This window comes from Citricoccus sp. NR2 (assembly GCF_027594385.1).
Taxonomy (GTDB): Bacteria; Actinomycetota; Actinomycetes; order Actinomycetales; family Micrococcaceae; genus CmP2.
In genome coordinates, this window is the sequence record NZ_CP115154.1 from 813,354 (window position 1) to 838,473 (window position 25,120).

Sequence of the window (25,120 nt, forward strand, 5' to 3'; positions counted from 1 at the left end):
AGGAAAACGGCGACGGAGGGGTCAACCTTCAGCTCACCCGGCGGGCACGCAGGACGACGTCGTGGACGTGGTGGGTAGAGACGGCTCCAGCGGGGCGCTCCCGGCGTTCGTTGACCTCGATTTCCCACTCCGGCGCAGCCGACAGCGCCTCCGCGATGTCCTCGGTGCTCACGAATGCCTCATGATCGAACGCCCGAGTGGTCTCCGGATCCGCATGAGCCTGCACGTCCCGCAGGTCGGCGGCGTCGTGGTTGATGATCAGCAGTCGCCCGCCGGGTGCCACCGCGCCGAGGAGGTTCGCTATGGCGCGGGCGTCCGGGGTGCGCGGTATCGAAGCGTAGGCAGCGGTCACCAGGTCATACCGGTTCCCGGCGAAGGGATTGGCCGCGTTGGCGTCAGCCTGCAGGGTCTCCACCGGCAGCGAGCGTCGCTGAGATTCCGCGCGGATCCGGTCGAGGGCGTTGGCGGAGATGTCGTTCGCCGTCACCTGCCATCCGTGTTCTGCGAGCCAGAGGGCATCGCCGCCCTCTCCGGCGCCGATGTCGAGCGCGGTGCCCGGTGTGAGATGCTGCGCCTCGGCGACGAGGGAGCCGTTCGGGTTGCCGCTCCACTGGCGTTCCCCGGAATAGCGACCCTCCCAGTCGGCGCCGTGGGCCACCGGGCGCGCGGCCGCCGCGAGATCCTCCTGGGCCAGGTCGAAGCTGACCATCGCCCCGACCCGTGACCCGGCAGCTGCGGTGGGCAGCACCTGCAGCATCGGCTCAGCGAGTGTGCCGGCGGCATAGATTCCCGGTACCTCCGTCGCGCCCGTCATGGGGTCTGCCTCGACGTAGCTGGCTACGCCGGTGGGGTGGTCGCTGGCGGTGAGGCCGAGCCCGGCGAAGGGTGCGACCTGAGCGTGCAAGCGGGTGCCGACGAGAATCGTGTCAGCGAGCACCTCGACGCCGTCGGTCAACCGCAGTGCGCGCAGTTGCCCGGCCTCGTCGTCGAGAATCCGCTCGACGGGGGCAACGACCACCCGCACCCCGGCCGCGGTGAGCGTCGCCAGCTGCGGATCGTCGGCAGGGACACCCGTGTGCACCACCACGGTGAGCTGCTCGGTGAGCTGGCGCAGCAGGGGCACGGCGTGCAGGCCCGCGGGCGAGGTCACCAGGGCCACGATACGCTGCTCGCGCGCCTCGTATCCGTGACAGAAGGGGCAGTGAATGACGGAGGTTCCCCAGTGCTCGGCGAGGCCAGGGATGTCGGGGAGCTCGTCGGTCAGTCCGGTGGCGGCGATGACGCGACGGGCGCGCAGCAGGTGCCCGCCGGTCAGCTCGATGCGGAAGCCCTCGTTGTCGCGGGTGACATTGACCGCCCGCCCGGTGAGGATTTCCGCCCCGTAGGAACGCACCTCCTCGCGGGCGATGCTCAGGAACTCGCGCGGGGAGCGCCCTTCGTGGCCGAGGTAGCTGTGCATGGCTGCGGCCGGTGCATTGCGCGGTTGCCCGGCGTCAACGACGATAACGGACCGCCGTTGGCGGGAGAGCTGCAGTGCGGCGGCCAGCCCGGCAGCGGAGCCACCGATGATGGCGACGTCGGCGTGACGGGTGAGGACGGGCGGAGTCGCATGCTGGTCAGGGGAATGCTGGTGCTGGGAGGTCATGACTCGAGACTAGCGCTCATCGCACAAACCGCATACACTCTTGCAGTATTCGCAAGACGCGGGTGAGGCAGGCACCAGGTAGATGAGGGAGCACCATGTCCGAGATTGAACAGGTCGTGCGCACCCGACTGCGCAGCCTGCGCCGCGCCCAGTCCCTGTCGCTCGATGAGCTGGCCGAGCGTGCCCACCTCAGCCCCTCGACGATCAGCCGCATCGAGACCGGCAAGCGCTCCATCAGTCTGGACGTGCTGCTACCGCTGGCCCGGGCCCTGCGCACCGATGTCGAGACCCTGCTGGAGGATGACACCGACGACGACGTCGTCATCCGCCCTCTGCCCAGCCAGGAAGGCTCGCGCACCACGTGGATGCTGTCGAAGGCGACCGGCAACATGAGGGCACTCAAGGTCCGGATCGAGCCCACCGGCGTGGTCCCGGAGCAGCGGGTGCACCCCGGTCACGACTGGTTCTTTGTGATGGAGGGCAGGATCCGCCTCTTCCTCGGGGAGCGGGTCGTCGTCGTCGAGGCGGGCGAGGCCGCCGAGTTCTCCACCATGACCCCGCATGCGTTCGTGGCGGACGGCGGACCCGCGGAAGTGCTCATGGTGTTCGACCAGGAAGGGCACACCGTGCATCGTCACGATGGCACCGAATGAGGCCGAGTCAGTCCGGGGCGATCCTCTACACTATCCAACGTGTCTTCCACTCACTCCGCATCCACCGGTTCCGATTCCCGCTCCGTGCTCGACAAGCTCGGCCTGAAGTGGACGGTCCACGGCGACGGCTGGCATATCCGCCCCTCCGAAGTCGTCGCACCCAACGAGCGCCTGGCCTGGCCGAACACCATCGGTGTGGGCATCCAGCACGTGATGGCCATGTTCGGCGCCACCGTACTGGTCCCGGCCTTCACCGGATTCCCGCCGGCCGCAGCCCTGTTCTTCTCGGGTGTGGGCACCCTGCTGTTCCTGCTGCTCACCCAGGGCAAGGTGCCCAGCTACCTGGGCTCCTCCTTCGCGTTCATCGCCCCGATCACCGCGGCCACCTCGCAGCACGGCATGGCCGGGGCGCTGGGTGGCGTGCTGATGGCCGGGGTGGCGCTGTTCCTCGTCGGCGTCGTCGTGCAAATGGTGGGTACCGGGTGGATTCACGCACTGATGCCGCCGGTGGTGATGGGCACCATCGTGGCCCTGATCGGGCTGAACCTGGCCTCCGCGACCACCGTGGGGATGCAGGAACTCACCCTGACCACGTTCTCCACCATGGGCGCCATCGTGCTGGCTGCTGTCCTCTTCAAGGGACTGCTCGGCCGGCTCTCCATTCTGGTGGGCATCGTGGTCGGCTACCTGGTGGCCCTGGCGCAGGGGCAGGTGGTCTTTGAATCGATCGGTAAGGCCGACGTCCTCGGGCTGCCGCCGTTCCAGACCCCCGAGTTCCACTTCAACGTGGCGTTCCTGTTCTTGCCGGTGGTGTTCGTGCTGGTGGCGGAGAATATTGGGCACGTGCGCACCGTGGGCCTGATGACCCGGCGTGACCTGACACCCTCCTACGGGCGCGCCCTGATGGCCGACGGCCTGGCCACCACGCTTTCCGGGCTGGGCGGCGGCGTCGGAAACACCACCTACGCCGAGAACATCGGGGTGATGGCGTCCTCGCGTGTGTACTCGACCGCGGCCTACTGGGTGGCCGGGCTGACAGCGATTGCGCTGGCCTTCTTCCCGAAGTTCGGTGCGCTGATCGCCACCATTCCTCCCGGGGTAGCCGCCGGTGCCGGCATCATTCTCTACGGCATGATCGGCATCATGGGCGCCCGCATCTGGGTACAGAACCGCGTGGACTTTTCCAACACCATCTTCCTGATGACCGCCGGCTCGGGCCTGATCATCGCGATCGCTGATCCGACCATCGTGGTGGGTGGCGCCGAATTCGGCGGCATCGCCCTGGGCACCGCCGCCACGGTGATCGTGTACCACGTGATGACGCTGATTGCCCGGTTGCGCGGATCCGAGCCCGTATCCGAGAACGACGAGGAGAGCTACTCGGCCACCGAGCCCGGCAAACTCGGCTGACCGAGTCACACCTACGACCGCCATGACTATCGTCGCACATTCACGCTCGCTTGTCGTCGGCTTCGATACCACGCCCGCAACCACGTCTACACCATCATCGCCACGACCGGCGAGCTGCTCGATACCCGCGAGTTCCCGGCCGCAATCGCGGGCATCAGGCGCGCACTCTTTTGGGCGGGCCGTCGTACTGGCGGCAATGCCGACCCACTTTGGGTGATCGAAGGGGGCAGCCACCTACGGGGCCGCGCTTACCGGTGCTGTCACCGCTCAGGGGTACGAAATCAAATGCCAAGAGCCCTATAACCTGAGTCGTGCCACTTTTCCGGTGGAGGGATGATTTCACGGGTCTGATCGTTGATATTCCGGTGATGGGGTTGAGGAGTTGGGGCACTAATCGGCGGGTTCTAGACTGTTCTGGTGGGCTTGTTCGTGCGGAAAATGAAGACCGCTTCAGGGGCGATCGCGGTCCAGATCGCGCAGAAACACCGCGGAGTGCGCACGATTATCGAGCACATCGGTTCCGGCCATACCGAAACCGAGATCACCGCCCTCGTGCACGTGGCGAAAACCAAGATCGCCGGTGATCAACAAGAACTCGACTTCGAAATCCCTGACCCCCAGAGCCAAACAGAATCTCAGCACAGCGTTACACCCATCGGGCCGAGGGTGACGGGTTCCTCGGCCAAGCTGCTGTGGAACGTGCTGGAAGACGCGTATGAGCACCTAGGTGTGATGTCCAGGGACGTTGTTCTGGCCCCCGCCCGTAATGACACCGTGCCGATTCAAGAAGTATCTGTCCAGACCGCTTGCCATTGAAGGCATGTTAGAGTTTGGGGCATGTCGAGTCCCGAATCAGACAGGTCAGGGGTTGTCGGTCACACCGCCAGCCCCTTGAACCACTAGTTACGACGCCCACGATCTGTGTGGGCGTATGTCTGGCGTACCCGGGGCGCTGGCCGTGGTGACAAGAAGAACCATTTCTTGATCTCACACCTCGGAGTACTCGATGCCTTTTGCCCTTTACATGCTTGCCCTGGCGGTCTTCGTCATGGGCACTTCAGAATTCATGCTCGCGGGATTGCTCCCCGCGATCGCGACCGAACTTGACGTCTCGGTCGGCACTGCGGGCCTGCTGACCTCCGCATTCGCAGTCGGTATGGTCGTCGGCGCGCCAGTGATGGCGGCATTCGCTCGCCGTTGGCCACCGCGGCTCACATTGATCGTTTGCCTTCTCGTGTTCGCGGGAAGCCACGTCATCGGAGCGATGACACCAGTGTTCTCTCTCCTGCTCATCACCCGGGTGCTCAGCGCTCTCGCAAACGCAGGATTCCTCGCCGTAGCACTGAGCACGGCCACTACCCTCGTGCCAGCGAACCAGAAGGGGCGTGCACTGTCGATCCTGCTCTCCGGCACGACGATCGCAACCGTCGTGGGCGTCCCCGCCGGGGCACTGCTCGGCACAGCGCTGGGCTGGCGAACGACGTTCTGGGCGATCGCCATCCTCTGTATTCCCGCGGCCGTTGGAGTCATTCGTGGCGTCACGAACAATGTTGGTCGGAGCGAGACTAGCGCGACCTCACCAAGGCTCCGTGTCGAGCTCAGCCAGTTGGCGACGCCGCGGCTCATCCTGGCCATGGCACTCGGAGCGCTGATCAACGGAGGGACCTTTGCGGCATTCACCTTCCTGGCACCCATCGTGACCGAGACCGCGGGCTTGGCCGAAGCGTGGGTGTCCGTCGCGCTGGTGATGTTCGGCATCGGATCGTTCCTTGGCGTCACGATCGCAGGACGACTATCAGATCAACGACCTGGCCTCGTGCTCGCAGTCGGCGGACCGCTATTGCTGACAGGCTGGATCGTGTTGGCAGTGGTCGCATCTCATCCCGTTGCGCTTATCGTCCTCGTCCTCGTTCAGGGATTCCTGTCGTTCGGCGTCGGCAGTACTCTGATCACGCGTGTGCTGTATGCAGCATCGGGTGCGCCAACGATGGGCGGTTCGTACGCAACCGCAGCATTGAATATCGGAGCTGCAGCGGGGCCCGTGCTTGGTGCGCTCGGGCTCGCGACCGGGCTGGGGCTGCTCGCGCCGGTTTGGGTCGCTTCGGTGCTGACAGCGATCGCTCTCGTCATCATGCTTCTCACCAGACGCGCGCTTACGAAGACCGCGGCGGAGGCCAATTGATGACCCATCCGAACGCTCTTCTCACTCCTCGTGCCCGTCTCCGGTTAGCTCGGCTGATTGTCGAAGACGGCTATCCGGCCACGATCGCCGCAAAGATGTTCATGGTCTCCCCGATCACTGCCCGGAAATGGGCAGGCCGCTACCGGGAAGAGGGTGAGTTTGGGATGCAGGATCGCTCCAGCAAGCCGCACCGGATCCCAGGCAGGACGCCCGAGCATGTCAAGAAGAAGATCATCAACCTGCGCTGGCGGCTTCGACTGGGGCCAGCCCAGATCGCTGCGCGACTTGGTCTCTCGACGTCGACTGTTCACGCGGTCCTCGTCCGTTGCCGCGTGAACCGCCTCTCGCATATCGATCGTGTCACTGGCGAGCCATTGCGGCGATATGAGCATCCTCATCCGGGATCGTTGATTCATGTCGATGTCACGAAGTTCGGCAACATCCCCGACGGCGGTGGACATCGTTACGTAGGTCGGCAGCAAGGCGCACGGAACAAGCTCGCGACTCCGGGATTACCACGAGGAAAAGATCACAAGCCGCGCACCGGGACGGCGTTCGTTCACACAGTCATCGATGACCACTCCCGCGTCGCATACGCAGAAATCTGGTCGGATGAGCAGGCGAGCACAGCGGTGGGAGTTCTCGAACGCGCCGTGGCCTGGTTCGCCGAACGAGGCGTGACCGTCGAGCGAGTCCTATCCGACAACGGGTCGGCATACAGATCCCACGCATGGAGGGACTTCTGCGCTCGGCTCGGCATCCGACACAAGCGGACACGCCCCTACCGGCCGCAGACGAACGGGAAGATCGAGCGATTCCACCGCACGCTCGGGGACGGCTGGGCCTATGCCAGGTTTTACGGTTCAGAGGCCGAACGACGCCTGGCGCTGCCCGGCTGGCTCCACTTCTACAACCACCACCGACACCACTCTGCGATTGGCGGCGTACCCTTCGACCGACTCAACAACGTCCCTGGACATCACACCTAGGATTCACCATTGCACGGAACACGGTGTTCCAGAAGCTGGTACTCGCCCGGCTCGTGGAGCCGACCTCGAAGGCTGACACGATCCGCGTCTTGGAAGAACTGGGCGTCCATGCTCCGTCGTTGCGCACGATCTGGCGCAGCCTGGCCGAATCCATCAGCCAAGATTGGAGGGATGGGTTTAGCAGGGCAGCCTACGCACACGCACTGACAACCGCAGGAAGCACCAGTTTGTCTGTGGTGCTCTACGACGTCACGACGCTATATTTTGAAGCTGCCGACGAAGACGAACTCCGTAAAGTCGGGATGAGCAAAGAACGTCGAGTCGATCCACAGATCGTCGTCGGGTTATTGGTGGATCGCGATGGGTTCCCGCTGGAGATTCACTGCTTCGAAGGCAACAAGGCAGAAACCCTGACCTTGGTCCCGGTGCTGCGGTCCTTCCAAGAACGGCATCAGGTCAAGGACCTGGTGGTCGTCGCTGATGCCGGGATGCTCTCAGCGGGCAACCTCAACGCCTTGGAGGATGCAGGGTTCTCGTCCATTGTTGGTTCCAAGATCGCGAAAGCACCGTATGACCTGGCAGCGCATTTCGAGCGGTATGGCACCTACTTCGCCGACGGGCAGGTCCTAGAATCATCGCGTTCTATGGGTACCGGTGCTCATGCCAGGGATCGCCGGGAGGTGTATCACTACTCGTTCAAACGCGAGAAGCGCGATAACTACACGTTGAATTAGCAGGTCGAGAAGGCCGAGAAAGTTGACTCGGGGACACGGGCGGTGCGTAAGGACCGGTTCGTGAATCTCACCGGCAAGAAACCCGGAGTGGACTGGGCACTGGTCGAGCGAGCCAGACAGTTGTTGGGTTTGAAGGGGTACGTGACGAATATCAGCCCACACGTCTTGGATGGTGAAGCTGTCGTCGCCGCCTATCACGATCTCTGGCAGGTCGAGAAGTCGTTCCGGTTGGCCAAGAGTGATATCCGGGCCCGGCCGATGTTCCATCATCAGCGTGATTCGATCGAGGCGCACTTGACGATCGTGTTCTGCGCGCTGGCCGTGGCTCGTTACCTACAAGCCGTGACTGGGGTCAGTATCAAGAAGCTTGTTCAAGTACTACGACCGTTGCGCACGGTCACGATTGATATCAATGGCCAAAAACTCGCCGCGGCTCCGACCATCCCAGTGGACGCCCAAGCCATCCTTGAGCAGCTCAGCCAAAATACGGGGCACTAAAAGTGGCACGACTCAGGCGAAGAGCCCTATAACCGTCGTCGTTTGCAATCCTCGATCGGAACGCTCCGCCGGTGGAATACGAAGTATCGCTTCGGTGCCAACGGTCAGCTAGTGAGATAGAAGGACTTCAGGTAACGGCTTGATGGACTTAAAACGCGTCCACAACGTGCGGGCAAGGCCAGAATCTCTTGGACGATACTTACACCAAAGAATTTGCACCTGGTAGATTTTTGGCTCACTCGGGACGAGCGTGATCGAGAGCTGATATTAGGCTCTTCATCACAAAATCAGCCGTGCCGAGAGCAGAGAGGAGCGTCACCATAGTATGAAGAGTGGGGTTCGCCGGGTTGTCTCGCTCAGCGCATTCAATGCGTCGGTATGTCGGTGTTGATAGCCGCGCTTTTATCGCCAGTGTTTCCTGCGAATATCCGCGCTCAGCACGCCAAATCCTGACGTGTCTGCTCAGGGCGTTCGCCACATCGGCCGCGACCCTTTCATCTTCCATCGTTATCCTTTTGTGGCATCAGAAGTTCGAGAATCAAACATAGATGTTCTTGTCGATGCTTGACACAGCCTGAGAGAGTCTTGTGCAGCCAGCTCATCGCTGGGGTGACTCTGAGAGAAAAATGAGAACAGCGGTGCAAGCAAAACAGCAGAACAATAGACCTCAGCGGCGCTCGCTTCGGCAGTGGGTAAGCATGCTAGTTACGACAGCTCTCATTGCCACATTCATTGTAGCGGCACCAGCCCCGGCTACGGCGGCAGACAAATACACCGTGCAGACCACGATCAACAGCGTAACTGCAGATTCGGCCGGCAAGCGCATAAAGGTGGTATACACGAACGCTAAAGAGCTGCCATTGGCAGCAGTCCCATCGGCAAAGGCATTTTACAAAGAAACGAAACGCGGCGGCTCGCTCGATTCGAAGAAGTTCTCCACGAAGAAGGGCAAGCACACTCTTTACGTATCGACAAAGGGTGCTCTGCACATGGTGAATCTTGAGATCACTGGTGTTCGCGGAGTAAAAACATTAAGTTACACTCGACTCGTCAAACCTGGGACATTCACGAACACTCGCACTGTATCAGGGGCGGAAGCCGTAGCCGGGGCGATCTCTGTCCACGTTCCCGGAGCCGTCCTTACGTTTGTTCCGCAGACTCGGATCATCCGTTTCGCCGGCGCGGCTCTACTCGGGTGGACGGTTGCATCCGAAGTGAAGAGCGCCCTCACCGGGAGCGGCGGTAAGTGCCCGAAACTGTCCAAGGGGCAGGTAATTCGGTCAAGTGTGACGTGGTCTCAACGCGGCGAAAGCGTATCGACCGCTCGGACATTCCAGGTTTGGCACAGCGCCAAGGATAGGAACGCTGGCAAGGCCGCAGCCTGCACGGTGAAGTCAACGTTCTCCTACCGTTGATGGGATAGATTTGGTTCGTGATGAAGTCTATATACGCGCGGCTGGCGGGGGCACTTGGCGCCCTCGCTGGTCTCGGCGTCTGGTTCATTATTTTTGATGCTTTCCGAGGTCGTCTTTCGGAGACGGCTCTAGCTGAACTAGCAGAATCCACGGAGGCGCTTGTTCTGTTCTCAACGTCGGCGTTGGGCGCTTGCGGCTTCGTTGGGCTTGCCGCTTCACGGCTGGTCGTCGCGCTCGAGGAACAGCGAGCAACCAAGCAGAACTGAGCCTGCTCATACTGCAACGACAAACCCCAGAACCGCGAGCTGAAATTCTGAACTACTGGGGCGACGCGTGCCGATTAGTCTCGATGCCGTTCGGTTAACCGTCGGAGTCGGGCGTCAAGATTTCCGGGCAGAGCGTCGCTGGTAGGTGCGCCGATCGATGCCACCTCGGACTGCGGCTTGGTGCTTCGATAGCGCGCGCTTGATGACCCATTGCCGGGTGCGCGCGGCAGGTGGGCACGAGACCATTCAGGATCACCGAACCGAGCCTTCCAACCAGGACAATCGCGGTGTCAGTGATCTGTCGCTCCGCCGACGGACAGTCCGAGTCACAGCTACGACATAGGGTCGACCTGAGCTGGCAACAGACTTGGTCCTTACGGTCAATGTCATGATCGACACGACAGGCACCCAGCCCCCCGCCACCAGCACCCGTCGCCCCTGGTTCGCCCGCGCCCGACTCGCCGCCACCTCCCTGGTGCTGGCCGGCGGACTCGCGCTGGCCGGCTGCGCCGCCGCCACCAGCGCCGCCGACGTCGAGACCGTCTCCACCACCGCCACCAGCACCACCGGCACGACGTCGGAATCCACCACCTCCGGCAGCACCGCTGAGACCATTTCCGACACCGCCGCGGCGGCCAAAGCGTTCCTCGCCACCCTGAACGAGGAGCAGCAGGAGGCGGTGCTCTACGACTACGACGACGAGACGAAGACGACGTCGTGGACCAACTTCCCGGTGACCTTCGTGGACCGTGCCGGGCTCAACCTCGCCGACCTCACCGAGGAACAGCAGCAAGCAGCCCTGGCCGTGCTCGAAACCCTGCTCAGCGAGGAAGCCTACGCCACCGTGGAGGGCATCATGGGCGGCGACGCGTACCTCAACGAGTACAGCTCCACCACCGAGGATTCGCTCGGCCAGTACTACATCGCGCTCTTCGGGGACCCCTCCGATACCAAGGCCTGGTCACTGCAGTTTGGCGGCCACCACCTCGGAGTCAATGCCGACCTCAACGGCGCCGAAGAGACCCTCACCTTCGCGCCCACCCACCTGGGTGTCCAGCCCGCGGTGTATACCAACGACGACGGCGAAGAGGTCCAGCCCTTCGACGAGATCTATACCGATGCCTTTGCGTTCTACGACTCGCTCACCACCGACCAGCAGGAGACCCTGACCTCGGGCGACGTCACCATGTGCTCACCGGGCGACACCTGCGACTTCACCACCGGTGCAGGGCTGAGCGGTAGCGATCTCACCGAAGAACAACGCGAAGCCCTGCTGGAGCTCATCGCGAACTGGGCCGGCATGGCCGCGGATGATGAGTCCAACGAAGCCGCTCTCGCGGAGATCGAAGCAACGCTCGACGACACCGTGATCGCCTGGTCCGGGGAGACCACCTACGACATGAGCACCGGCGAGGGCATCTCCTTCTCCATCTCCGGGCCGAACGTGTATCTGGCGTTCCAGGCACAGCAGGGATCGGCCGGGGCCGACGTTGACGGCGTGACCACCTCCGGATGGGGCCACGTGCACACCATCTACCGTGACCCCACGAACGATTACGGTGGCTCCGTTACGCAGCAGGCCGCCTCCGGCATGAGCGGAGGCCCCGCCGGCGACGGTGCCGGTGGCGACGGCGAGGTCGGCCCCAGCTTCTAGCGGCACTGTGGGACGATGCTACCTATGACTGTCGTCCCACTCCATCACGTGCAGACCCACCACGATGTCCCGCTGACGACCGTCGAGGATGTCACGCACTTCACCCCCTGGGATCAACCCGGGGTGTCGAAGTACCGTGCAGACCTGCCGAAGAAGACGTTCATGGATGCGTTGCTGATCAACAAGTCATCAGACGTGCTGGTGGTGGTTCTGCACGGCTCCACCGATCGCAAGGTCAAGACCCTACCGCGCTTCGAGTGGATGCGTACCCTGCGTGAGACCGACTACAGCACCTTGTACTTCTCCGACCCCTGCCTCTGGTTGCACCCCTCGCTGGAGCTGGCCTGGTACACCGGGTGGAAGGAGCTCGACCTCTACCCGGTGATTGCCGACTGGATCGCCCGCACCGCGCAGACGATCGGAGCTCAGCGGATCATCATCACCGGATCTTCCGGCGGAGGGCTGGCGTCCCTACAGATCGCCACCTACATCCCCGGAAGTATAGCGATGCCGTTCAATGCGCAGACGGCCGTATCGAAGTATCGCACCAAGAGCGTTCCGGGCCTGAGTCCACAGCGCAATTACCTCCGTCGAGTCATGCCTCATCTTCAGCCCGATGTTCCGCTCGACCAGTTGGACCCCGGGGAAGACTGGTCGGCTCCGTTGGGCGCCAGGCTCTCCGCCGTGACGCGTTACCGCGACGCACAGCCCAACCGGGTCCACTATGTACAGAACTCGAACGACGATCGACACATGGCGGATCACTATCAGCCGTTCCAGCAAGTGATCCACCACGGGCCGAACCAAGATCGCGTGCGGTTCCGCTTCTATGATGGCCCCGCCGGTCATGTGCCCCCACTGCCTCGCATCCTGAAGGCCGAGTTGGATTCCGCCCTCGCTGGGTTCGAAAAGTAGGCTCAGCGCCGCCGACCCCGAGTGCCCTTCTTCGCGGTGGTCTTCGCGCCCTTCGCACCCTTTTTGCCGGTTTTCGGTGCGGGCTGCTTCTTTGATGGCTTTTCCTGCTTTTGTTGCCTCTGCTCGGGCACCGCGGAGCTGCGCGACGACGACGGACGCCGCCCGCGGGCCACCCCGATAAAGTCCTGTACCAGCTCCGAATCCAGATCCCGCCGCCAGGCCAGGGCCACCTGCCAACCAGGGTGCGCCGCACTCGGCTCCAGGGGCAGCGTCACCAGATCGCGGCGGCCGAACATCCGCGCCACCGAGGCGGGCAGCACGGTGTACCCGGCACCGGAGGCCACGATCTCCAGCGCCATCCGCTCCCCCGCCCCGGGCTGCTCGGGCACATCCAGCGGGTCGGCCTCGGGTGCCACTACCGGGGCGAAATCCCGCGGGTCCACCTGGGCGTCGTCGAGCGCCTCCAACTCCGCGGCAGGCAACGGTCCATCGACGTCAGAATCCCACGCCGCCAGCACGTGATCGCGCCCCACGCACACCACCGGCTGCTCCTGGTACAGGGTCACCACGTGCACCTGCTCGGGCTCGATTCCGGCCGCAGCGAGTACCTCCGACGACGACGCGTCCAGCCGCCAGCGCACGTAGCCCAGCTGCGGAATCCCGCGCGGTAGCTCGCCTTCGGCTGCCGGTCTCAGGTGCGCGATCTGCGCCGCCTCATCCTGGTTCACCAGCTGCACGGCGCGATGCCGGGACGTGAACCGCTCCACCCATTTCGAGGGCGTGGCCCCGGGGACGGTGACGATGAACAGCGTCTCGGCAACGGTGTCGTGGGCAGTTCCGGACGCATCAGTCATGCATCCAGCCTAATCGCCTCACCCGACGGCTCCAGCACCCCCCAGGGAGACAGGAACCAACCCGAGAACGGCGAAGAGCACTTTGAAACAAGACGCACCCTCAACTCTTCCAACTGTATGACGCTCGTAATACAATTAATGCATGGTCAGAATTCAGTGGGACCCGATGGCTGTCGCTCACATGTGGGAGCGTCATCGAGTCGCACCGAATGAGGCTGAAGAGGCCATTAATGACGAGAACGCGTTGCTACGCTCCCCCGATCCAGCGAGTCACTCCGGAAAATCCGACCGCTACGTCGGGTGGAGTCCAACGCGCGGGGAAGTGCTGGTAGTCATCGTCGTGAGACACGAAGGTCGGTTATATGGCGGCAACGCCTGGCCGGCAAACGACGCCCATCGCAAGCTCTACGAAGGAAGGCGAGACGATGAATAATCGAATCCCAGGTGAGGCGCGAGACGCGATCCGCGCTGAACTGAACGCCGACACCGACGAGTATCGGGACCGCGTTACTGAAGGCGAGTGGACGAAGCCGAACCGCGGCCCTTCGTCCATGCTGACGGTGCGCATCCCCGCGGAGACGCTCGATGCGCTGCAAAAGCTGGCCGCAGAGAGTGGAGTGCCAGTCTCGACCATTGCCCGCGGCTTTATCGCCGATGGCCTCACCAGCCACACAGGCGACAACCTACAATCCGCAATTGAGCGCCTAGAACGGGACCTGGCCGCCATCAAAGCGCGAGCACTCGCGAGCTGAACATACAGCAGCGGGCGCGGCCGAGAACATGTCTCGACCGCACCCGCTCGCGCGTCAGGTGACGCTAGATCAGGGTGCGAGCCTGAATCAGGCGTCGTCGCCGGAGAGAACGAAGGAAGCGTCGATCTCGATCTTCACCTTGTCTCCCACGAGCACGCCACCGGTCTCCAGGGCTGCGTTCCAGGTCAGACCGAACTCCTTGCGGGAGATCTCGCCCTTGGCCTCGAAACCGGCGCGGGTCAGGCCGAAGGGATCGACGGTCTCGCCGCCGAACTCGCCCTTGAGCTCCACCTGGCGGGTGTTGCCGAGGATCTGCAGGTCGCCCACGAGGGTGAACTCGTCGCCGTCGACGTCCTTGATCTCGGTGGAGACGAAGGTCATGTGCGGGTGGTTCTCGACGTCGAAGAAGTCAGCGGACTTCAGGTGACCGTCGCGGTTCTCGTCGCGGGTGTTGATCGAGGCCAGGTCGATGGTGACGTCGATCTTCGAGTCCGAGAAGTTCTCGCCCACCACGGCCGTGCCGCTCACGGTGTTGAACGAGCCGCGCACCTTGGAGATGCCGGCGTGACGAACAATGAAGTTCACCTCGGAGTGGGAGTTGTCGAGGTTCCAGGTGCCTGCGGTCAGCTGAGCCATGATGATGTCCTCCTTGAAGAACGTCGGGGGGGGTATTTCAATTTTGTAAGAACACCGAGCATAACCACTGCTCGCGGGGGTCTATTCCCCATCGGTAGAGAATTTTTCAGAAATTTTTCGAGCCTGCTTCAGGGCCAGCATCAGGGCAGCTCGCCGACCCCGGCCGCACAGGCTCCGCGGCCGAGATGTGGCAGCTCCGCAATACTGTTCTGGCCGGCCCATTGGTAGCCTATGGCCCCCTGTACGTAGGCGTCTACAGCTGCCAGTTGCTCCTCCACCCGATCGCGTGTGGAGTCCTCCCGCGACTCGGAATCGCCTCCGCCGGGGGTCATCGCCTCAATGGTGACGTAAAGGTGCTCGGCGTCGACGTCGTGCAGTGCGGCGAAGTACTCCTCGGTGGTGTATTCGTGCTCCGCGGAGTCATCCGCCTCCAAGGCGGTGGTGCCCACACCGAGGCCGTCCTGCGGGGCGACGAAGATTTCGGACTCCCCGCCCAGGTTCAGCAGCTTCTGGTAGCCGGCGGCAGCCGTGTCCGGGGTCAGGGTGGCGGCATCGGCGCGGCCCTCGAGGTAGGGGGCGATCAGCACGGGGGCGCCGGCGTCGACGTCGTCGATGATCTCCACCTGGCGACCGTAGTAGTCGGTGACCGGGTTCCAGTGGTCGGCGTCGGTCAGCGGCATCTCCATGGCCAGGTAGTACCCGTCGGCGCCGCGCTCCTGGTAGGCCCGCACGAAGTACTCGTTGAACCCGTCGACGACGTCGGCGTAGCTGTTGTCCGGCAGCCAGGTGTCACCCTCGGTGCGCATCTGCGGCACGGGCAAGCCGATGTAGCCCTGCGCGTCCAGTTCGGGGGCGGTGCGCAACAGGGAGTGGAACGGGTCGTTGCCGTCGGCGCTGGAGGTGATGACTACGGCGTTCTCAAGCTCGACGATCCCGTATTCGGTGTCGCCCTCGTGGATGATGGCGTCGTCGTCGAGCAGATCGGTGCCTTCCCAGCTCATCTCCACGGTGTAGCGGTAGACGTCGTGCGTGCCTTCGAGGTCATCCACGGCGTTGCGCACCCGCTCGGGGTACTCGTCCCGCTCCGTGGGGCGCACCCAGCCGCCGAAGGTGACGGCGTCGGTGTTCATCAGCTCGAGGCGCTCCGCGGTGGACTCGTCACTGTTCTGGGGCGACATGAATCCGGCCACGAAACGCGCGTCCACCCGGCACACGGGGGGCGGTTCGGAAGGGCTGGGACCTGCCGTGGGTCCGGTTCGGGTGGGCTCAACCGCCTGGCTTTGCTCTTGATTCTCGCTCTGGTTCCCGCCGTCGTCGTCGCCCGTGGCCAGCACGATGGCCATCCAGCCCAAAAACACCACGGCGAGGATGATGGCGGCGAACGCCACCCCGGTGCGCAGAGAACGGGACCGAGCGGGCGGGGAAGCAGGCATGCCTCCAGTTCATCACGACGACGACGGCCGGGGACAGTTCTGAGGCGGCCCGGTCGCGCCGCCGAGTGCGTGAGATGCACAACACCCGCCAGCGTGGTACTCTGAATCACCCACAGCAAAGTGATTCACGAGGTGCCTCATGAGCAGCATCACCGCCGCCATCAACAGCGCGCTCGAGCACAGCACACTCTCCCAGCGTGCCCTGGCCGAGAAGACCGGAATCTCGCAGCCCACCCTGAACCGGATTCTGGCCGGCGCCCGCGAGGCGAAGCTGCCCGAGATCATCCTGATCGCGGACGCCACCGGATGCACGGTCGCCCAGCTCACCGGGACGGGCGTCTCAGAACGCGTGGAGTGCGTCGCGCGGGCGACCAACGGATCGGGCATGGACACGATGCGGCAGCGGCTGCTGCACTTTATGGAACTCGATGCCTATCTCGACGACCAGGCCATTCCTGCACCATGAGGGGGACGTCGGAACAGCAAGCACGTGAAATGGCCGAACAATTCCGCGAGGAACACCGGCTCGGAGTCCAACCACTCGGCGACCTCGTCGCACTGATCGAGCAATCGACGGGACACGATGTTGCCGTGCTGGACGCGGAACCCGATGAACACGGCCTCACCATGCGGGATCCCGTTCGGGACCGGGTCTTCATCGGAGTAGCTCGCACGCCACATCCGATGCGGCAGCGCAGCACGCTGGCTCACGAACTGGCTCACCTGATATTCGGAGATCACGCCCAGGATCTAGCGGAACGCTCCCCGGCGGAAAAGCGCGCCGACGCCTTCGCTCGACATCTGCTGGTTCCCCAAGAAGGGTTGAGAGAATTTCTGGGCGTCGTAGCGAAAGCAACGGAATCCACCCTTTCCGATGTGGTCCAGCGGTTCCTCGTATCCCCAGCCATCGCCGCCATTGCGATGAGAGACGCCAGCTACATCTCTCCCGACACCGTTTCGGAATGGAAAGATCTCTACACCCCGGAGCTGGCGACGCGTTTCGGCTGGCAGGACCAGTACCGCTCCCTCCAGGAAGACTCACAGCGGCTCCGTGCCCCACAATCCCTGGTGGCACGGGCGAACGCCGGTTACGCCGCCGGTGTGGTGAGCGCGCAGACCATCGCCACCCTGCGCGGCGTCAGCGAAGAGCAGGTCGTCAAAGAGCTGTATGAGGTCGGGCTGGCACCCAGATCTCCAGCCGAGGCCGACTTCGAGGTTGAGGACCTGCCCACCGTGACCGTCGACCTCACGGGCCTGGAGGATGATGGTGAGGACGCATGAGGCAACGGCCCATCATGGATGCTGGCCCAGGCCTTAATTTCTTCTCGATCAATAAAGAGCGCCTGCTCTTCGGGACTGTCGGCCCACTCTCGATTCCCGAAGTCGTGGAACAAGAGATCATCCGAAAATCCGGTCAAGATCAGCGATTCACCGCGGCCGAGCGCGTCCTCAGAAAAATTCCGTCCCGTTACCTCGAGATCCTCCGAGACAACCCCACCACAGAACTCTCCACCGCCGTCAGCCGCATCACCGGGATCCCCTTCCACGACCGCATGCGCACCAGCAAAGACCTCGGTGAAATCATGGTCGTGGCCCATGCTGTCGTCGCCGCCGAACGTGGGGACGACGTGCTGGTCTTGATCGATGACAGCGGAGGACGACGACTGGCCATGGCCGAAGCCGAGCGACTTCAACGCAAGCAACGCTCCGGCACCGCCTGCGGAGGCATCCGACTGGTGAGCACCACGACCGTCCTCCGAAACGCCGCCGGCAAGGACTTTCTGCCGGATAAGTCCGCCCTGCGCGCCGTCTATGCGAAACTCCGTCAGCTGGACGACGGACTTGCTCCCCTGGAGACCACGGGACTGCTCGATCTCCCCTGCTGGACGTGAGCTGACGCTCCGGACGATCGGCAGGCGACCGCCCGGCGCGACGTCACGCTGACAGCACAGATCAGTTGCTGGGCGGGGCGCCACCGGGGCCGCCCTGGCCCATCTCGCCTCCGCCCCCGTCACCGGGCATTCCGCCAGCCTCGGGCTCGGTGGAGGTGTCGATCGGGACGTCGATGCGCACCGTATACCCGGAGGACACCGACCCGGAGACCTCGGGCACCTGCAGGTCCCAGCCATCGGAGAACACGTTGTCGGTCTCCAGGGTGACGCCGCTGAGGTTCTGCGCGGAGCCGGTATAGCGGGAGTCGGCGTAGACCGCTTCCGATTCCGCCTCAGGTAGCGCGATCTGCGAGGTCAGCACCGCATTGCCGGCGTCGGTGATCGAGTCGATGTCTGGGAACACCTCGAAGTGGATGTGCGGCCAGCGCCCCGCATAGCATCCGGGGAAGATCGTGGTGAAGGTGACCGTGCCGTCGTCGCCCACCACTTGGACGCCGCGCAGATAGGTCTCATTCTCCAGGCCGGCGGAGTACATCGAGTACTCGCCCACGGCGTCGCAGTGCCAGACGTACACGGCAGCTCCGGTCATGGGGCCGTTGCTGTTCACCATGTCCACGATGTTCATGGTCAGGGTCATTTTCACGCCGTCGGCGGTGGCGCCGCCGTCGATGCTGGAGCGGATGTCGGAGCGCTCGACGCCGGAGATCTCCAGAACGTCCTGCCCGTTGGAGCCATCGCCCGGGTAGGGGCCGGCGGTTTCACCGGGCATCTCCTCGGTGAAGTCGGTGGCTGACGCTGACGACGCCGAGGCGGAAGCGGAGGCGGTAGCCGAAGCCGAGGTGGAGGCGGAGGAGGTGGTCGAGCTCGACGTCGGGGCGCAGGCAGCCAGGGCCAGCGCGCCGGCGCCCACCCCGAAGATGCCCAGGGCGCGGCGCCGGGAGATCGCCGTCGTCAGGTCGAAGGCCAGGCCCTGATCCTCGATGTCCTCGTGCGGGCGGTCCAGCGGGCGGCCCTCGAAGGTGGGGATGCCCGTGCCGGTGGTGGGCGTCGTGCCAGATTCGACGTCGTCGTGCTCTGAGGCGGTCGGGTAGGCGGTGTACTGCTGGCCTCGGCGGCTCGGGTCGGCACTGCGGCGGGGGCGGAAGAGCGGGGTCATGGTGCGGTCCTTTCATAACGGTCGGGATGACGTGTCTGAATGAGTATCCCGCCGCGGCTCAGCACTGCACTGTGGGGTTCCTATGCCGAACCTGTGAGTCTCAATCCACCGACCTGATCGCCGTCGTGTTCCCGCGCAAGGTGGCCCGGTAGCGACAAATCTGGGCGGCTAGCCCTGGTACTCCCACTTCTCTGCGAGTGCGGTGACCCGGGCCTGCAGCTCGTCGAAGTCCGGCGCCTCTCCGGAGGTGCCATGGGACTGGTTCTGCCCCAGCGCCAAGCCGACGAGGAACGTGGTGAGGGGGGCGGCCGGGCGGGCGACCCCGTGGGCGACGTCGCGGGCGACGTCCAGCACCTTGCCGATTGGCACCACCTCCGGATCGAGGCCGAGCTCGGGGGCGACCTCGGCCAGCCAGTCGTTCAGGGCGGACGGGGGCAGGTGCTTGCTGTTCGAAGCGCTCATGGGGTCGGGTCTCCTTCGGGATCGGGGTCAGGCTGTGAGTCAGGGATGGCGCGGGCGCGGGTGAGGTCTTCGGGCCGGTCGATGTCGGCGGTGCGGGACCCAGGGGCCGGGATCTTGGTGAGGCGCAGGTCTCCGGCGCGGAACAGGGCGCGCAACGGCAGGTCGGCGAGGTGGGTCAGGCGGCTGTCGGCGTCTGCACCGTCGCCGTCGTCGCCCAGCTGCTCTACACCCCGGCGCAGAGCGGCGGTGCGGTACAGGCCGGCTAGCCACTGCGGATAGCCGTCGTCGTCGACCAGCACCCACCCGTCTTGCGCAGTGGATGCCGGATCGGGAGTGGGCGCCAGGTGCTCCGCCAACTGCTCGGCCAACAGGGCGCCCACGGCGTCGGGGTGCTCGAGGTCGCAGGACAGTAGCAGCGTCCAGGTCGCGTCGAGGTGCGGCAGCGCGGTGGCCAGCGCCGCCAGGGGTCCGGCGAACGGCGGATTCTCGCGCACCACGAGACTGCCCGGGGCGCGGGTATGTTCAGGCCCGACGACGACGACGCGTCCGGCTCCGACCCCGCGGGCGGCGGCCGCGGCGCGGTCCACCAGGCGTTCGCCGTCGATCCGCAGGGTGGCCTTGTCGAGACCGCCGAGCCGGCTGCCGCGCCCGCCCGCGAGAATCACGGCGTCGAGCATCATGACCCCACCAGGATCACGGGGACGGTCTCGCCGGCGCGCACATCGCCGCGGTCCTCGGCCACCAACGCGTAGCCGTCAGCGGTACCGTGACCACCCACCGCATGCGACACCCCGCGCGGATTCACCGCCGGCACGCAGCACAGTTGAGGGGCGTCGACCGTCCTGCCGGCCTCACCCGCGTCTTCCACCCGCACGGGCAACACCTGGAGCCGACCAACTTTGCCGCGCCAGTCCGCCCCGGCCACCGCCTGCGCCCGCGGGCGCTCGGTGCGCGCCGCACCCTGCATCCCCAGCAACACCGGCCGCACGAACAGCTCGAAACTCACCGCCGCGCTCACGGGGTTGCCGGGCAACGCGATCACCAGCGGGCCTTCGGTCAGCCGCCCGGCCCGCTGTGGCGCCCCCGGTCGCACCGCTACCTCGGCCCCGCGCACCCCGGGCTCAGATTCCAGCGCGATGCGCACCACGTCGTGGGTGCCCGGCCCGATGCCGCCGGTGGTGAGGATGAGGTCGCAGCCCGAGCTGTCCACCATGCCGCGGGCCAGCTCGGCGAGCAGCGCGCGCACCCCGGCCGCGTCGTCGCGCGAATGTCGCACCGCTACCGGCTCAAGCCCCACCTCACGCAGCAGCCCGGCGATCAGCACCGAGTTCGACTCCGGGATCTGCCCGCGCTGCGGCACCTGCCCGGGGGCGCACAGTTCGGACCCGGTGACGACGACGGCGACCCGCGGTGCGGCGTGCACGCGCACGCGCTCCACCCCGGCGGCGGCGAGGGCAGCCTGACGCGCGGCAGTGAGCCGGGTGCCCGCGGCGGCCAGCACGGTGCCGGCGCGGGTGTCCTCCCCGGGACGGCGGATGTTCGCGCCCTCGGCCACCGGTTCCAAGATCTGCACGGTGTCGCGGGCCCAGGTCTCGCCGTCAGCGCTGCGGGTCCGCTCCACCGGGATCACGGTGTCGGCGTCGGTGGGCACCGCAGCACCCGTCATGATCCGCACCGCGCACCCGACCGGCAGCTCCGGATCCGCGCCGCTGCCGGCAGGCACCTCGCCCAGCACGCGCAGGCTTACCCCGACACCCAGATCTGCCGCCCGCACCGCGTACCCGTCCATCGCCGAATTCGCCCACAGCGGCAGGTCGTACCGCGCCACCGCATTCTCGGCGAGCACCAGCCCGTGCGCCTCCGTCACCGCACGCTCGACCACCGCCGTCGTCGCGATCTGCGCGCGCAGCCAGTCACCCCACGCCGCCGCCGACACCAGCCCGTCGTCGTTCATCGCACCCCTAGAAAAAGTCCACCCGGACCTCGCACCCGGTGCCCCCATGCTATCCAGTCCCCACGCCCACCCCACCAGACAGGCGCGCCATCTCGCACTCGCGCCCCAAACGGGGCAGACTGGTGCCATGTCCCGCATCGCCGCCCGCCGTCGCGTCACCCGCATCACCGTCGGAGAGAAGCGCACCCAGCGCCCCGATTCCCTCTCCGGGGAGGAACCGCTGGAGCTGCGCGTCGGCGGCACCCCGCTGGCCGTCACCATGCGCACCCCCGGCCACGACGTCGAACTGGCCACCGGGTTCCTGGTCTCCGAGGGTGTCATTTCCTCGGCCGGCGAGCTCGCCGCGGCCCGGTACTGCGCGGGCGCCGTGGTCGACGACGTCAACACCTACAACGTGCTCGACCTGACCCTGGCCCCCGGCGTCGCCCCGCCCGACCCCTCCGTGGAGCGCAATTTCTACACCACCAGCTCGTGCGGGGTGTGCGGCAAGGCCAGCATCGATGCGGTCGCGACGACGTCGAAGTTCGAGGTCCGCCACGACCCGCTCGTCATTGAAGCCGGGCTGCTCACCACCTTCCCGGAGAAGCTGCGCGACCAGCAGGCGGTGTTTGAACGCACCGGCGGGCTGCACGCGGCCGGCCTCTTCGACGGCACCACCGGGGAGATGCTGGTGTTGCGCGAGGACGTCGGACGCCACAACGCCGTCGACAAAGTGGTCGGCTGGGCGCTGCAGCAGGGACTGCTTCCCGCGCGCGGCCACGTGCTGATGGTGTCCGGGCGGGCCAGCTTCGAGCTCACCCAGAAGGCGCTGATGGCCGGCATTCCGATGCTGGCGGCCGTGTCCGCGCCGTCGTCGCTCGCGGTGGATCTGGCTGACGACGCCGGCATCACCATCGTCGGTTTCCTGCGCGGGTCCTCCATGGTGGTCTACACCCGCGACGACCGCGTCATCGACTCCACCTTCACCGGCTAGATTCACCGCTCACGAGCTGCCGGACGAAAGCTCACTGCTCCTGAAAATAGCGGGGTAATGCCAACGCCCCCATTCGCCATCCGTCGCGTCATTCCATAGGCGATCACGTGTCGTCCCATCATGGCCCTATTACGCGGGTCCAGTTCGTCCATCGACCAGTCCAGCCACATATCCTTCCTCTGCGATGAGATGGGGCCGCTTTCTGGGTTCGACGACACCCGGTGAGCTGTCCACTTGTCGCCCTGCGATTTCACAACCGGTCGAGTGATGCGCTGAGAAGTGACCAGCGCTGGAACGGTGTTTGACCATCCAGGCAAACCCTTGGCATTCCGGGCATTCCCAGGAGCGCTCCGCATTGGCGTGTGCCCACGCTCCGGGCCCTCGGCGCTCGGACCTCAGTAAATTAGCAATGTTGGTCGTTATCCCGGTGCCACCTTCGCGTGCACTTTCCATAGGTGTACCTCGCTTTGTCGACCGCGGGGGTCGGTGACCTACCGCGGTGTCCGTCCTCTTCGTCGAGAAGAGATCCGGGTGGTATTCACACCACCATCCTGATCTATGGATAGGACGAGATAAGCGTCTCGTGGCTCTTGTTCTTCACTCTTGGTCGAGATGAAGGCCTAGAGGAGTAGTACCCAACACGTCTCGCACCCCTGTGGAGGAGCCGCCTCCCGCACCATCCCGCGGCCCCATTTTTCGTCTACCCAACTTATCCCCAACCTCGATCACCACTTCCCTTCAAGCGCCGCCGCAACTAGACTATGAACTAGAACACACGTCCCAGATATACGACGGACTCAGACCGCAGGAAGGGAGAGCCAGGCCATGACCACCACCGCATCGCCTTCCCTCTCTGCCCTGCCTGAACTCCTTGAATCCCTCGACGAGCTCACCACCGCCGACCTGACCACCCTGCTTGAACACGGCCTCACCACCCTGAGCCGGCGCGTCTCTGCGGCCCATGCCCACGACGAGTTCACCCCGTTCCACCGGCAGACACCCGACACCCGCCACGACTGGGGCACCTCATTCCTACCCAACGAGAAAGGCCACTACGCCACCGGCGGCAAGAACAATGAGGACGCCATCGTCTGCGATGACCCGGCCTCGTCCCTGCCCGCCATCATCACCCAGGCCGCTACCCTGGGCCGACTGTGTGAGAACGTGGAAACCGCGTTGGCCGGGATTGTCGGGCGGATCTTCCCCCTGCACGAACAACGCCTCGAACTCCTCGGGCTCCCCACCGGACGGGTCGTACACAAAAACGCCGCCGACTACCTGCGGTCCCACACCATGGTCGGATTCGGGGTCGCCCGACGTCGGATCCACACCGCAAACGCCATCCACCCCGATACCACCCTGGCCAGCCTCACCGACGCCGCGGGCCCCACCACCGAACCCCCGCTGCCCGAAGTCCACGACGCCGCCGTCGACGGAGACATCACCCCACGAGCCACCCAGGCCATCATCGACGCCCTGAACGCGGTGGATGAAGAAGCCCGTTCCGTGAGCACTGACCCCCACGACGTCGAGCAACTGATCACTGAGGGGGAGAAGACCCTGGTCGACCAGGCCCGGGAGTTTGATGACAACGCCTTCACTGCCTATGCGGCCGGGTGGAAAGAACGCACCAGCACTCGGATCAATCCCGACGGCCAAGCACCCGACGACAAAATCGCCGAAAAGAAGCGGGGACTACGTCGCATCGGCACTCGGGGCAAGCTCAGCATCTGGCAATGCGCCACCGACCAAGCCGGCGACGAGCTCCTCTCCACCCTGGTCCACGCCATGAACAACCCCAGAGCCACCCCTGGCTCCCACAGCGAAAACACGACCAGCACCTCAGAAGCTGGCACTGAAACTCATGCGGTCGATGCTGACGGGAACCCATCCGAGAGCCTGGATGAGCGCACCCGGGACCAGAAAGCCCACGACGCCCTCATCGGAGTCCTCACCGCAGGATTGAAAGTCCCCCACAACAAACTCCCCGACCAAGGCGGCACCCGGCCTCAGATGCTGGTCACCATCGATCTGCCCTTACTGCTACGCATGATGCACCAGGGCGGGATCGCGCCCAAGAATTTCAACCCAGCCTGGCTCGCTGATGGGACCCTGCCAGGGTTCCAACTCAGCCAGGGCTCCTACACCGGGCCCATCAACCCGACCACGATCAGACACCTCCTCTGCGAAGCCGAAATCCTGCCCGTCGTCCTAGGCGGTGCAGGACAAGTGTTAGATGTCGGCACCAGTGAACGATTCTTCGATAAACACCTACGCAAAGCACTCGTCGCCCGCGACGGCGGTTGCGCCGCCCCAGGATGCACCACACCGGCACCGTGGTGCGAGGCCCACCACATCGACCCAGCCCGCAACCACGGCCCCACCTCCACCGCCAACGGGGTACTGCTATGCCACCACGATCACCGGTTAGCCGACCGAGGCGACTGGGCCATCCACATCATCGATGACGTGCCCTGGTTCACCGCGCCACCCTACATCGACCCCGGCCAAGTACCGAGGCGGAACACCTACTGGCGACCCAGGCGGGAGTGAGCCAACACGACAGTAGGCCGACGCGAGAAAATGTGTTTCGTCGTGCCGACCTACCGTGCCAGTTTTCTGTACCGACCTACAGCTGACCTACATA

The 25,120-nt window shown here is 64.8% G+C and carries 24 protein-coding genes and 2 pseudogenes; 17 read left to right on the forward strand and 9 right to left on the reverse strand.

The features are described from left to right. Positions 1-28: 28 nt before the first annotated feature. A complete protein-coding gene (locus O1A05_RS03705; RefSeq protein ID WP_270106729.1) occupies positions 29-1,645 on the reverse strand; it encodes a bifunctional NAD(P)/FAD-dependent oxidoreductase/class I SAM-dependent methyltransferase in 1,617 nt (538 codons plus the stop codon). A gap of 95 nt (positions 1,646-1,740) precedes the next feature. On the opposite strand from O1A05_RS03705, the gene O1A05_RS03710 reads away from it, so the two are divergent. From O1A05_RS03710 to O1A05_RS15690, 8 genes and pseudogenes are all read left to right on the forward strand, one after another. Further along, positions 1,741-2,298 carry a helix-turn-helix domain-containing protein gene (locus O1A05_RS03710; protein ID WP_270106730.1) on the forward strand — a complete coding sequence of 186 codons (558 nt, stop codon included), beginning with the start codon at positions 1,741-1,743 and terminating at the stop codon, positions 2,296-2,298. A gap of 39 nt (positions 2,299-2,337) precedes the next feature. Beyond that, the gene (locus O1A05_RS03715) at positions 2,338-3,708 is read left to right on the forward strand and encodes a uracil-xanthine permease family protein (protein ID WP_442867661.1); all 1,371 of its coding nucleotides are present in this window, start codon (positions 2,338-2,340) and stop codon (positions 3,706-3,708) included. Positions 3,709-3,730: 22 nt separating this feature from the next. Continuing rightward, positions 3,731-3,991 (forward strand): annotated as a pseudogene (locus tag O1A05_RS03720) (IS110 family transposase); the annotation flags it as partial. Between the two features lie 134 nt (positions 3,992-4,125). Next, positions 4,126-4,524 carry a hypothetical protein gene (locus O1A05_RS03725; protein WP_270106731.1) on the forward strand — a complete coding sequence of 133 codons (399 nt, stop codon included), beginning with the start codon at positions 4,126-4,128 and terminating at the stop codon, positions 4,522-4,524. 115 nt (positions 4,525-4,639) lie between these two features. Next, on the forward strand, positions 4,640-4,693 hold the full coding sequence (locus tag O1A05_RS15685; protein WP_011113070.1) for a chloramphenicol resistance leader peptide: 54 nt from the start codon (positions 4,640-4,642) through the stop codon (positions 4,691-4,693). A gap of 21 nt (positions 4,694-4,714) precedes the next feature. Beyond that, on the forward strand, positions 4,715-5,890 hold the full coding sequence (cmx, locus tag O1A05_RS03730) for a chloramphenicol efflux MFS transporter Cmx (protein WP_005297378.1): 1,176 nt from the start codon (positions 4,715-4,717) through the stop codon (positions 5,888-5,890). Further along, the gene (locus O1A05_RS03735) at positions 5,890-6,879 is read left to right on the forward strand and encodes an IS481-like element IS5564 family transposase (RefSeq protein WP_011113072.1); all 990 of its coding nucleotides are present in this window, start codon (positions 5,890-5,892) and stop codon (positions 6,877-6,879) included. The genes cmx and O1A05_RS03735 overlap by 1 nt, the downstream gene beginning before the upstream one ends. Next, positions 6,876-8,111: pseudogene (locus O1A05_RS15690) on the forward strand (IS1634 family transposase); the annotation flags it as partial. The gene O1A05_RS03735 and the pseudogene O1A05_RS15690, both read left to right, overlap by 4 nt. Positions 8,112-8,346: 235 nt before the next feature. Here the strand turns inward: O1A05_RS15690 and O1A05_RS15695 are convergent. After that, the gene (locus O1A05_RS15695) at positions 8,347-8,616 is read right to left on the reverse strand and encodes a helix-turn-helix domain-containing protein (protein WP_442867662.1); all 270 of its coding nucleotides are present in this window, start codon (positions 8,614-8,616) and stop codon (positions 8,347-8,349) included. A 271-nt stretch (positions 8,617-8,887) separates the two neighbouring features. Between O1A05_RS15695 and O1A05_RS03750 the strand changes: the two genes are divergently transcribed. From O1A05_RS03750 to O1A05_RS03760, 3 genes are all read left to right on the forward strand, one after another. Next, positions 8,888-9,526 carry a hypothetical protein gene (locus tag O1A05_RS03750; protein WP_270106734.1) on the forward strand — a complete coding sequence of 213 codons (639 nt, stop codon included), beginning with the start codon at positions 8,888-8,890 and terminating at the stop codon, positions 9,524-9,526. Between the two features lie 654 nt (positions 9,527-10,180). Next, positions 10,181-11,446, forward strand: a complete 1,266-nt coding sequence (locus tag O1A05_RS03755) for a DUF3500 domain-containing protein (protein ID WP_270106735.1) — start codon at positions 10,181-10,183, stop codon at positions 11,444-11,446. A 24-nt stretch (positions 11,447-11,470) separates the two neighbouring features. Then, entirely contained in the window at positions 11,471-12,361 is an 891-nt protein-coding gene (locus O1A05_RS03760) for a hypothetical protein (RefSeq protein WP_270106736.1), read from the forward strand. A 2-nt stretch (positions 12,362-12,363) separates the two neighbouring features. On the opposite strand, the gene O1A05_RS03765 is transcribed toward O1A05_RS03760, so the two are convergent. Continuing rightward, positions 12,364-13,215 (reverse strand): LysR substrate-binding domain-containing protein, encoded by an 852-nt coding sequence (locus O1A05_RS03765; RefSeq protein ID WP_270106737.1) that lies wholly within the window; start codon positions 13,213-13,215, stop codon positions 12,364-12,366. A gap of 362 nt (positions 13,216-13,577) precedes the next feature. Here O1A05_RS03765 and O1A05_RS03770 point away from each other — a divergent pair, with 362 nt between their 5' ends. Then, positions 13,578-13,967: a hypothetical protein gene (locus O1A05_RS03770; protein WP_270106738.1), complete on the forward strand. Its 390-nt coding sequence runs from the start codon at positions 13,578-13,580 to the stop codon at positions 13,965-13,967. An 87-nt stretch (positions 13,968-14,054) separates the two neighbouring features. Here the strand turns inward: O1A05_RS03770 and O1A05_RS03775 are convergent, their stop codons facing one another. Together O1A05_RS03775 and O1A05_RS03780 are read right to left on the reverse strand one after the other, a co-directional pair. Next, positions 14,055-14,603 carry a YceI family protein gene (locus O1A05_RS03775; protein ID WP_270106739.1) on the reverse strand — a complete coding sequence of 183 codons (549 nt, stop codon included), beginning with the start codon at positions 14,601-14,603 and terminating at the stop codon, positions 14,055-14,057. A gap of 140 nt (positions 14,604-14,743) precedes the next feature. Beyond that, entirely contained in the window at positions 14,744-16,036 is a 1,293-nt protein-coding gene (locus O1A05_RS03780) for a DUF4434 domain-containing protein (RefSeq protein WP_270106740.1), read from the reverse strand. Positions 16,037-16,175: 139 nt separating this feature from the next. Between O1A05_RS03780 and O1A05_RS03785 the strand changes: the two genes are divergently transcribed. The 3 genes from O1A05_RS03785 to O1A05_RS03795 are packed head-to-tail and all read left to right on the forward strand — an operon-like array spanning position 16,176 to position 17,928. Beyond that, a complete protein-coding gene (locus O1A05_RS03785) occupies positions 16,176-16,502 on the forward strand; it encodes a helix-turn-helix domain-containing protein (protein WP_270106741.1) in 327 nt (108 codons plus the stop codon). A gap of 29 nt (positions 16,503-16,531) precedes the next feature. Further along, entirely contained in the window at positions 16,532-17,317 is a 786-nt protein-coding gene (locus O1A05_RS03790; protein WP_270106742.1) for an ImmA/IrrE family metallo-endopeptidase, read from the forward strand. Next, a complete protein-coding gene (locus tag O1A05_RS03795; RefSeq protein ID WP_270106743.1) occupies positions 17,314-17,928 on the forward strand; it encodes a hypothetical protein in 615 nt (204 codons plus the stop codon). The genes O1A05_RS03790 and O1A05_RS03795 overlap by 4 nt, the downstream gene beginning before the upstream one ends. Before the next feature lie 61 nt (positions 17,929-17,989). Here the strand turns inward: O1A05_RS03795 and O1A05_RS03800 are convergent, their stop codons facing one another. From O1A05_RS03800 to O1A05_RS03815, 4 genes are all read right to left on the reverse strand, one after another. Beyond that, positions 17,990-19,084 carry an intradiol ring-cleavage dioxygenase gene (locus tag O1A05_RS03800; RefSeq protein WP_270106744.1) on the reverse strand — a complete coding sequence of 365 codons (1,095 nt, stop codon included), beginning with the start codon at positions 19,082-19,084 and terminating at the stop codon, positions 17,990-17,992. A 168-nt stretch (positions 19,085-19,252) separates the two neighbouring features. Continuing rightward, positions 19,253-19,546 (reverse strand): DUF6457 domain-containing protein, encoded by a 294-nt coding sequence (locus O1A05_RS03805; protein WP_270106745.1) that lies wholly within the window; start codon positions 19,544-19,546, stop codon positions 19,253-19,255. Continuing rightward, positions 19,543-20,226 carry a molybdenum cofactor guanylyltransferase gene (gene mobA, locus O1A05_RS03810; RefSeq protein WP_270106746.1) on the reverse strand — a complete coding sequence of 228 codons (684 nt, stop codon included), beginning with the start codon at positions 20,224-20,226 and terminating at the stop codon, positions 19,543-19,545. The genes O1A05_RS03805 and mobA overlap by 4 nt, the downstream gene beginning before the upstream one ends. Continuing rightward, positions 20,223-21,500, reverse strand: a complete 1,278-nt coding sequence (locus tag O1A05_RS03815; protein WP_270106747.1) for a molybdopterin molybdotransferase MoeA — start codon at positions 21,498-21,500, stop codon at positions 20,223-20,225. The genes mobA and O1A05_RS03815 overlap by 4 nt, the downstream gene beginning before the upstream one ends. Before the next feature lie 127 nt (positions 21,501-21,627). Between O1A05_RS03815 and fdhD the strand changes: the two genes are divergently transcribed. Then, positions 21,628-22,473, forward strand: a complete 846-nt coding sequence (gene fdhD, locus O1A05_RS03820; protein WP_270106748.1) for a formate dehydrogenase accessory sulfurtransferase FdhD — start codon at positions 21,628-21,630, stop codon at positions 22,471-22,473. Positions 22,474-23,298: 825 nt separating this feature from the next. Continuing rightward, the gene (locus O1A05_RS03825; RefSeq protein WP_270106749.1) at positions 23,299-25,026 is read left to right on the forward strand and encodes an HNH endonuclease signature motif containing protein; all 1,728 of its coding nucleotides are present in this window, start codon (positions 23,299-23,301) and stop codon (positions 25,024-25,026) included. The last annotated feature ends 94 nt before the right edge of the window (positions 25,027-25,120 follow it).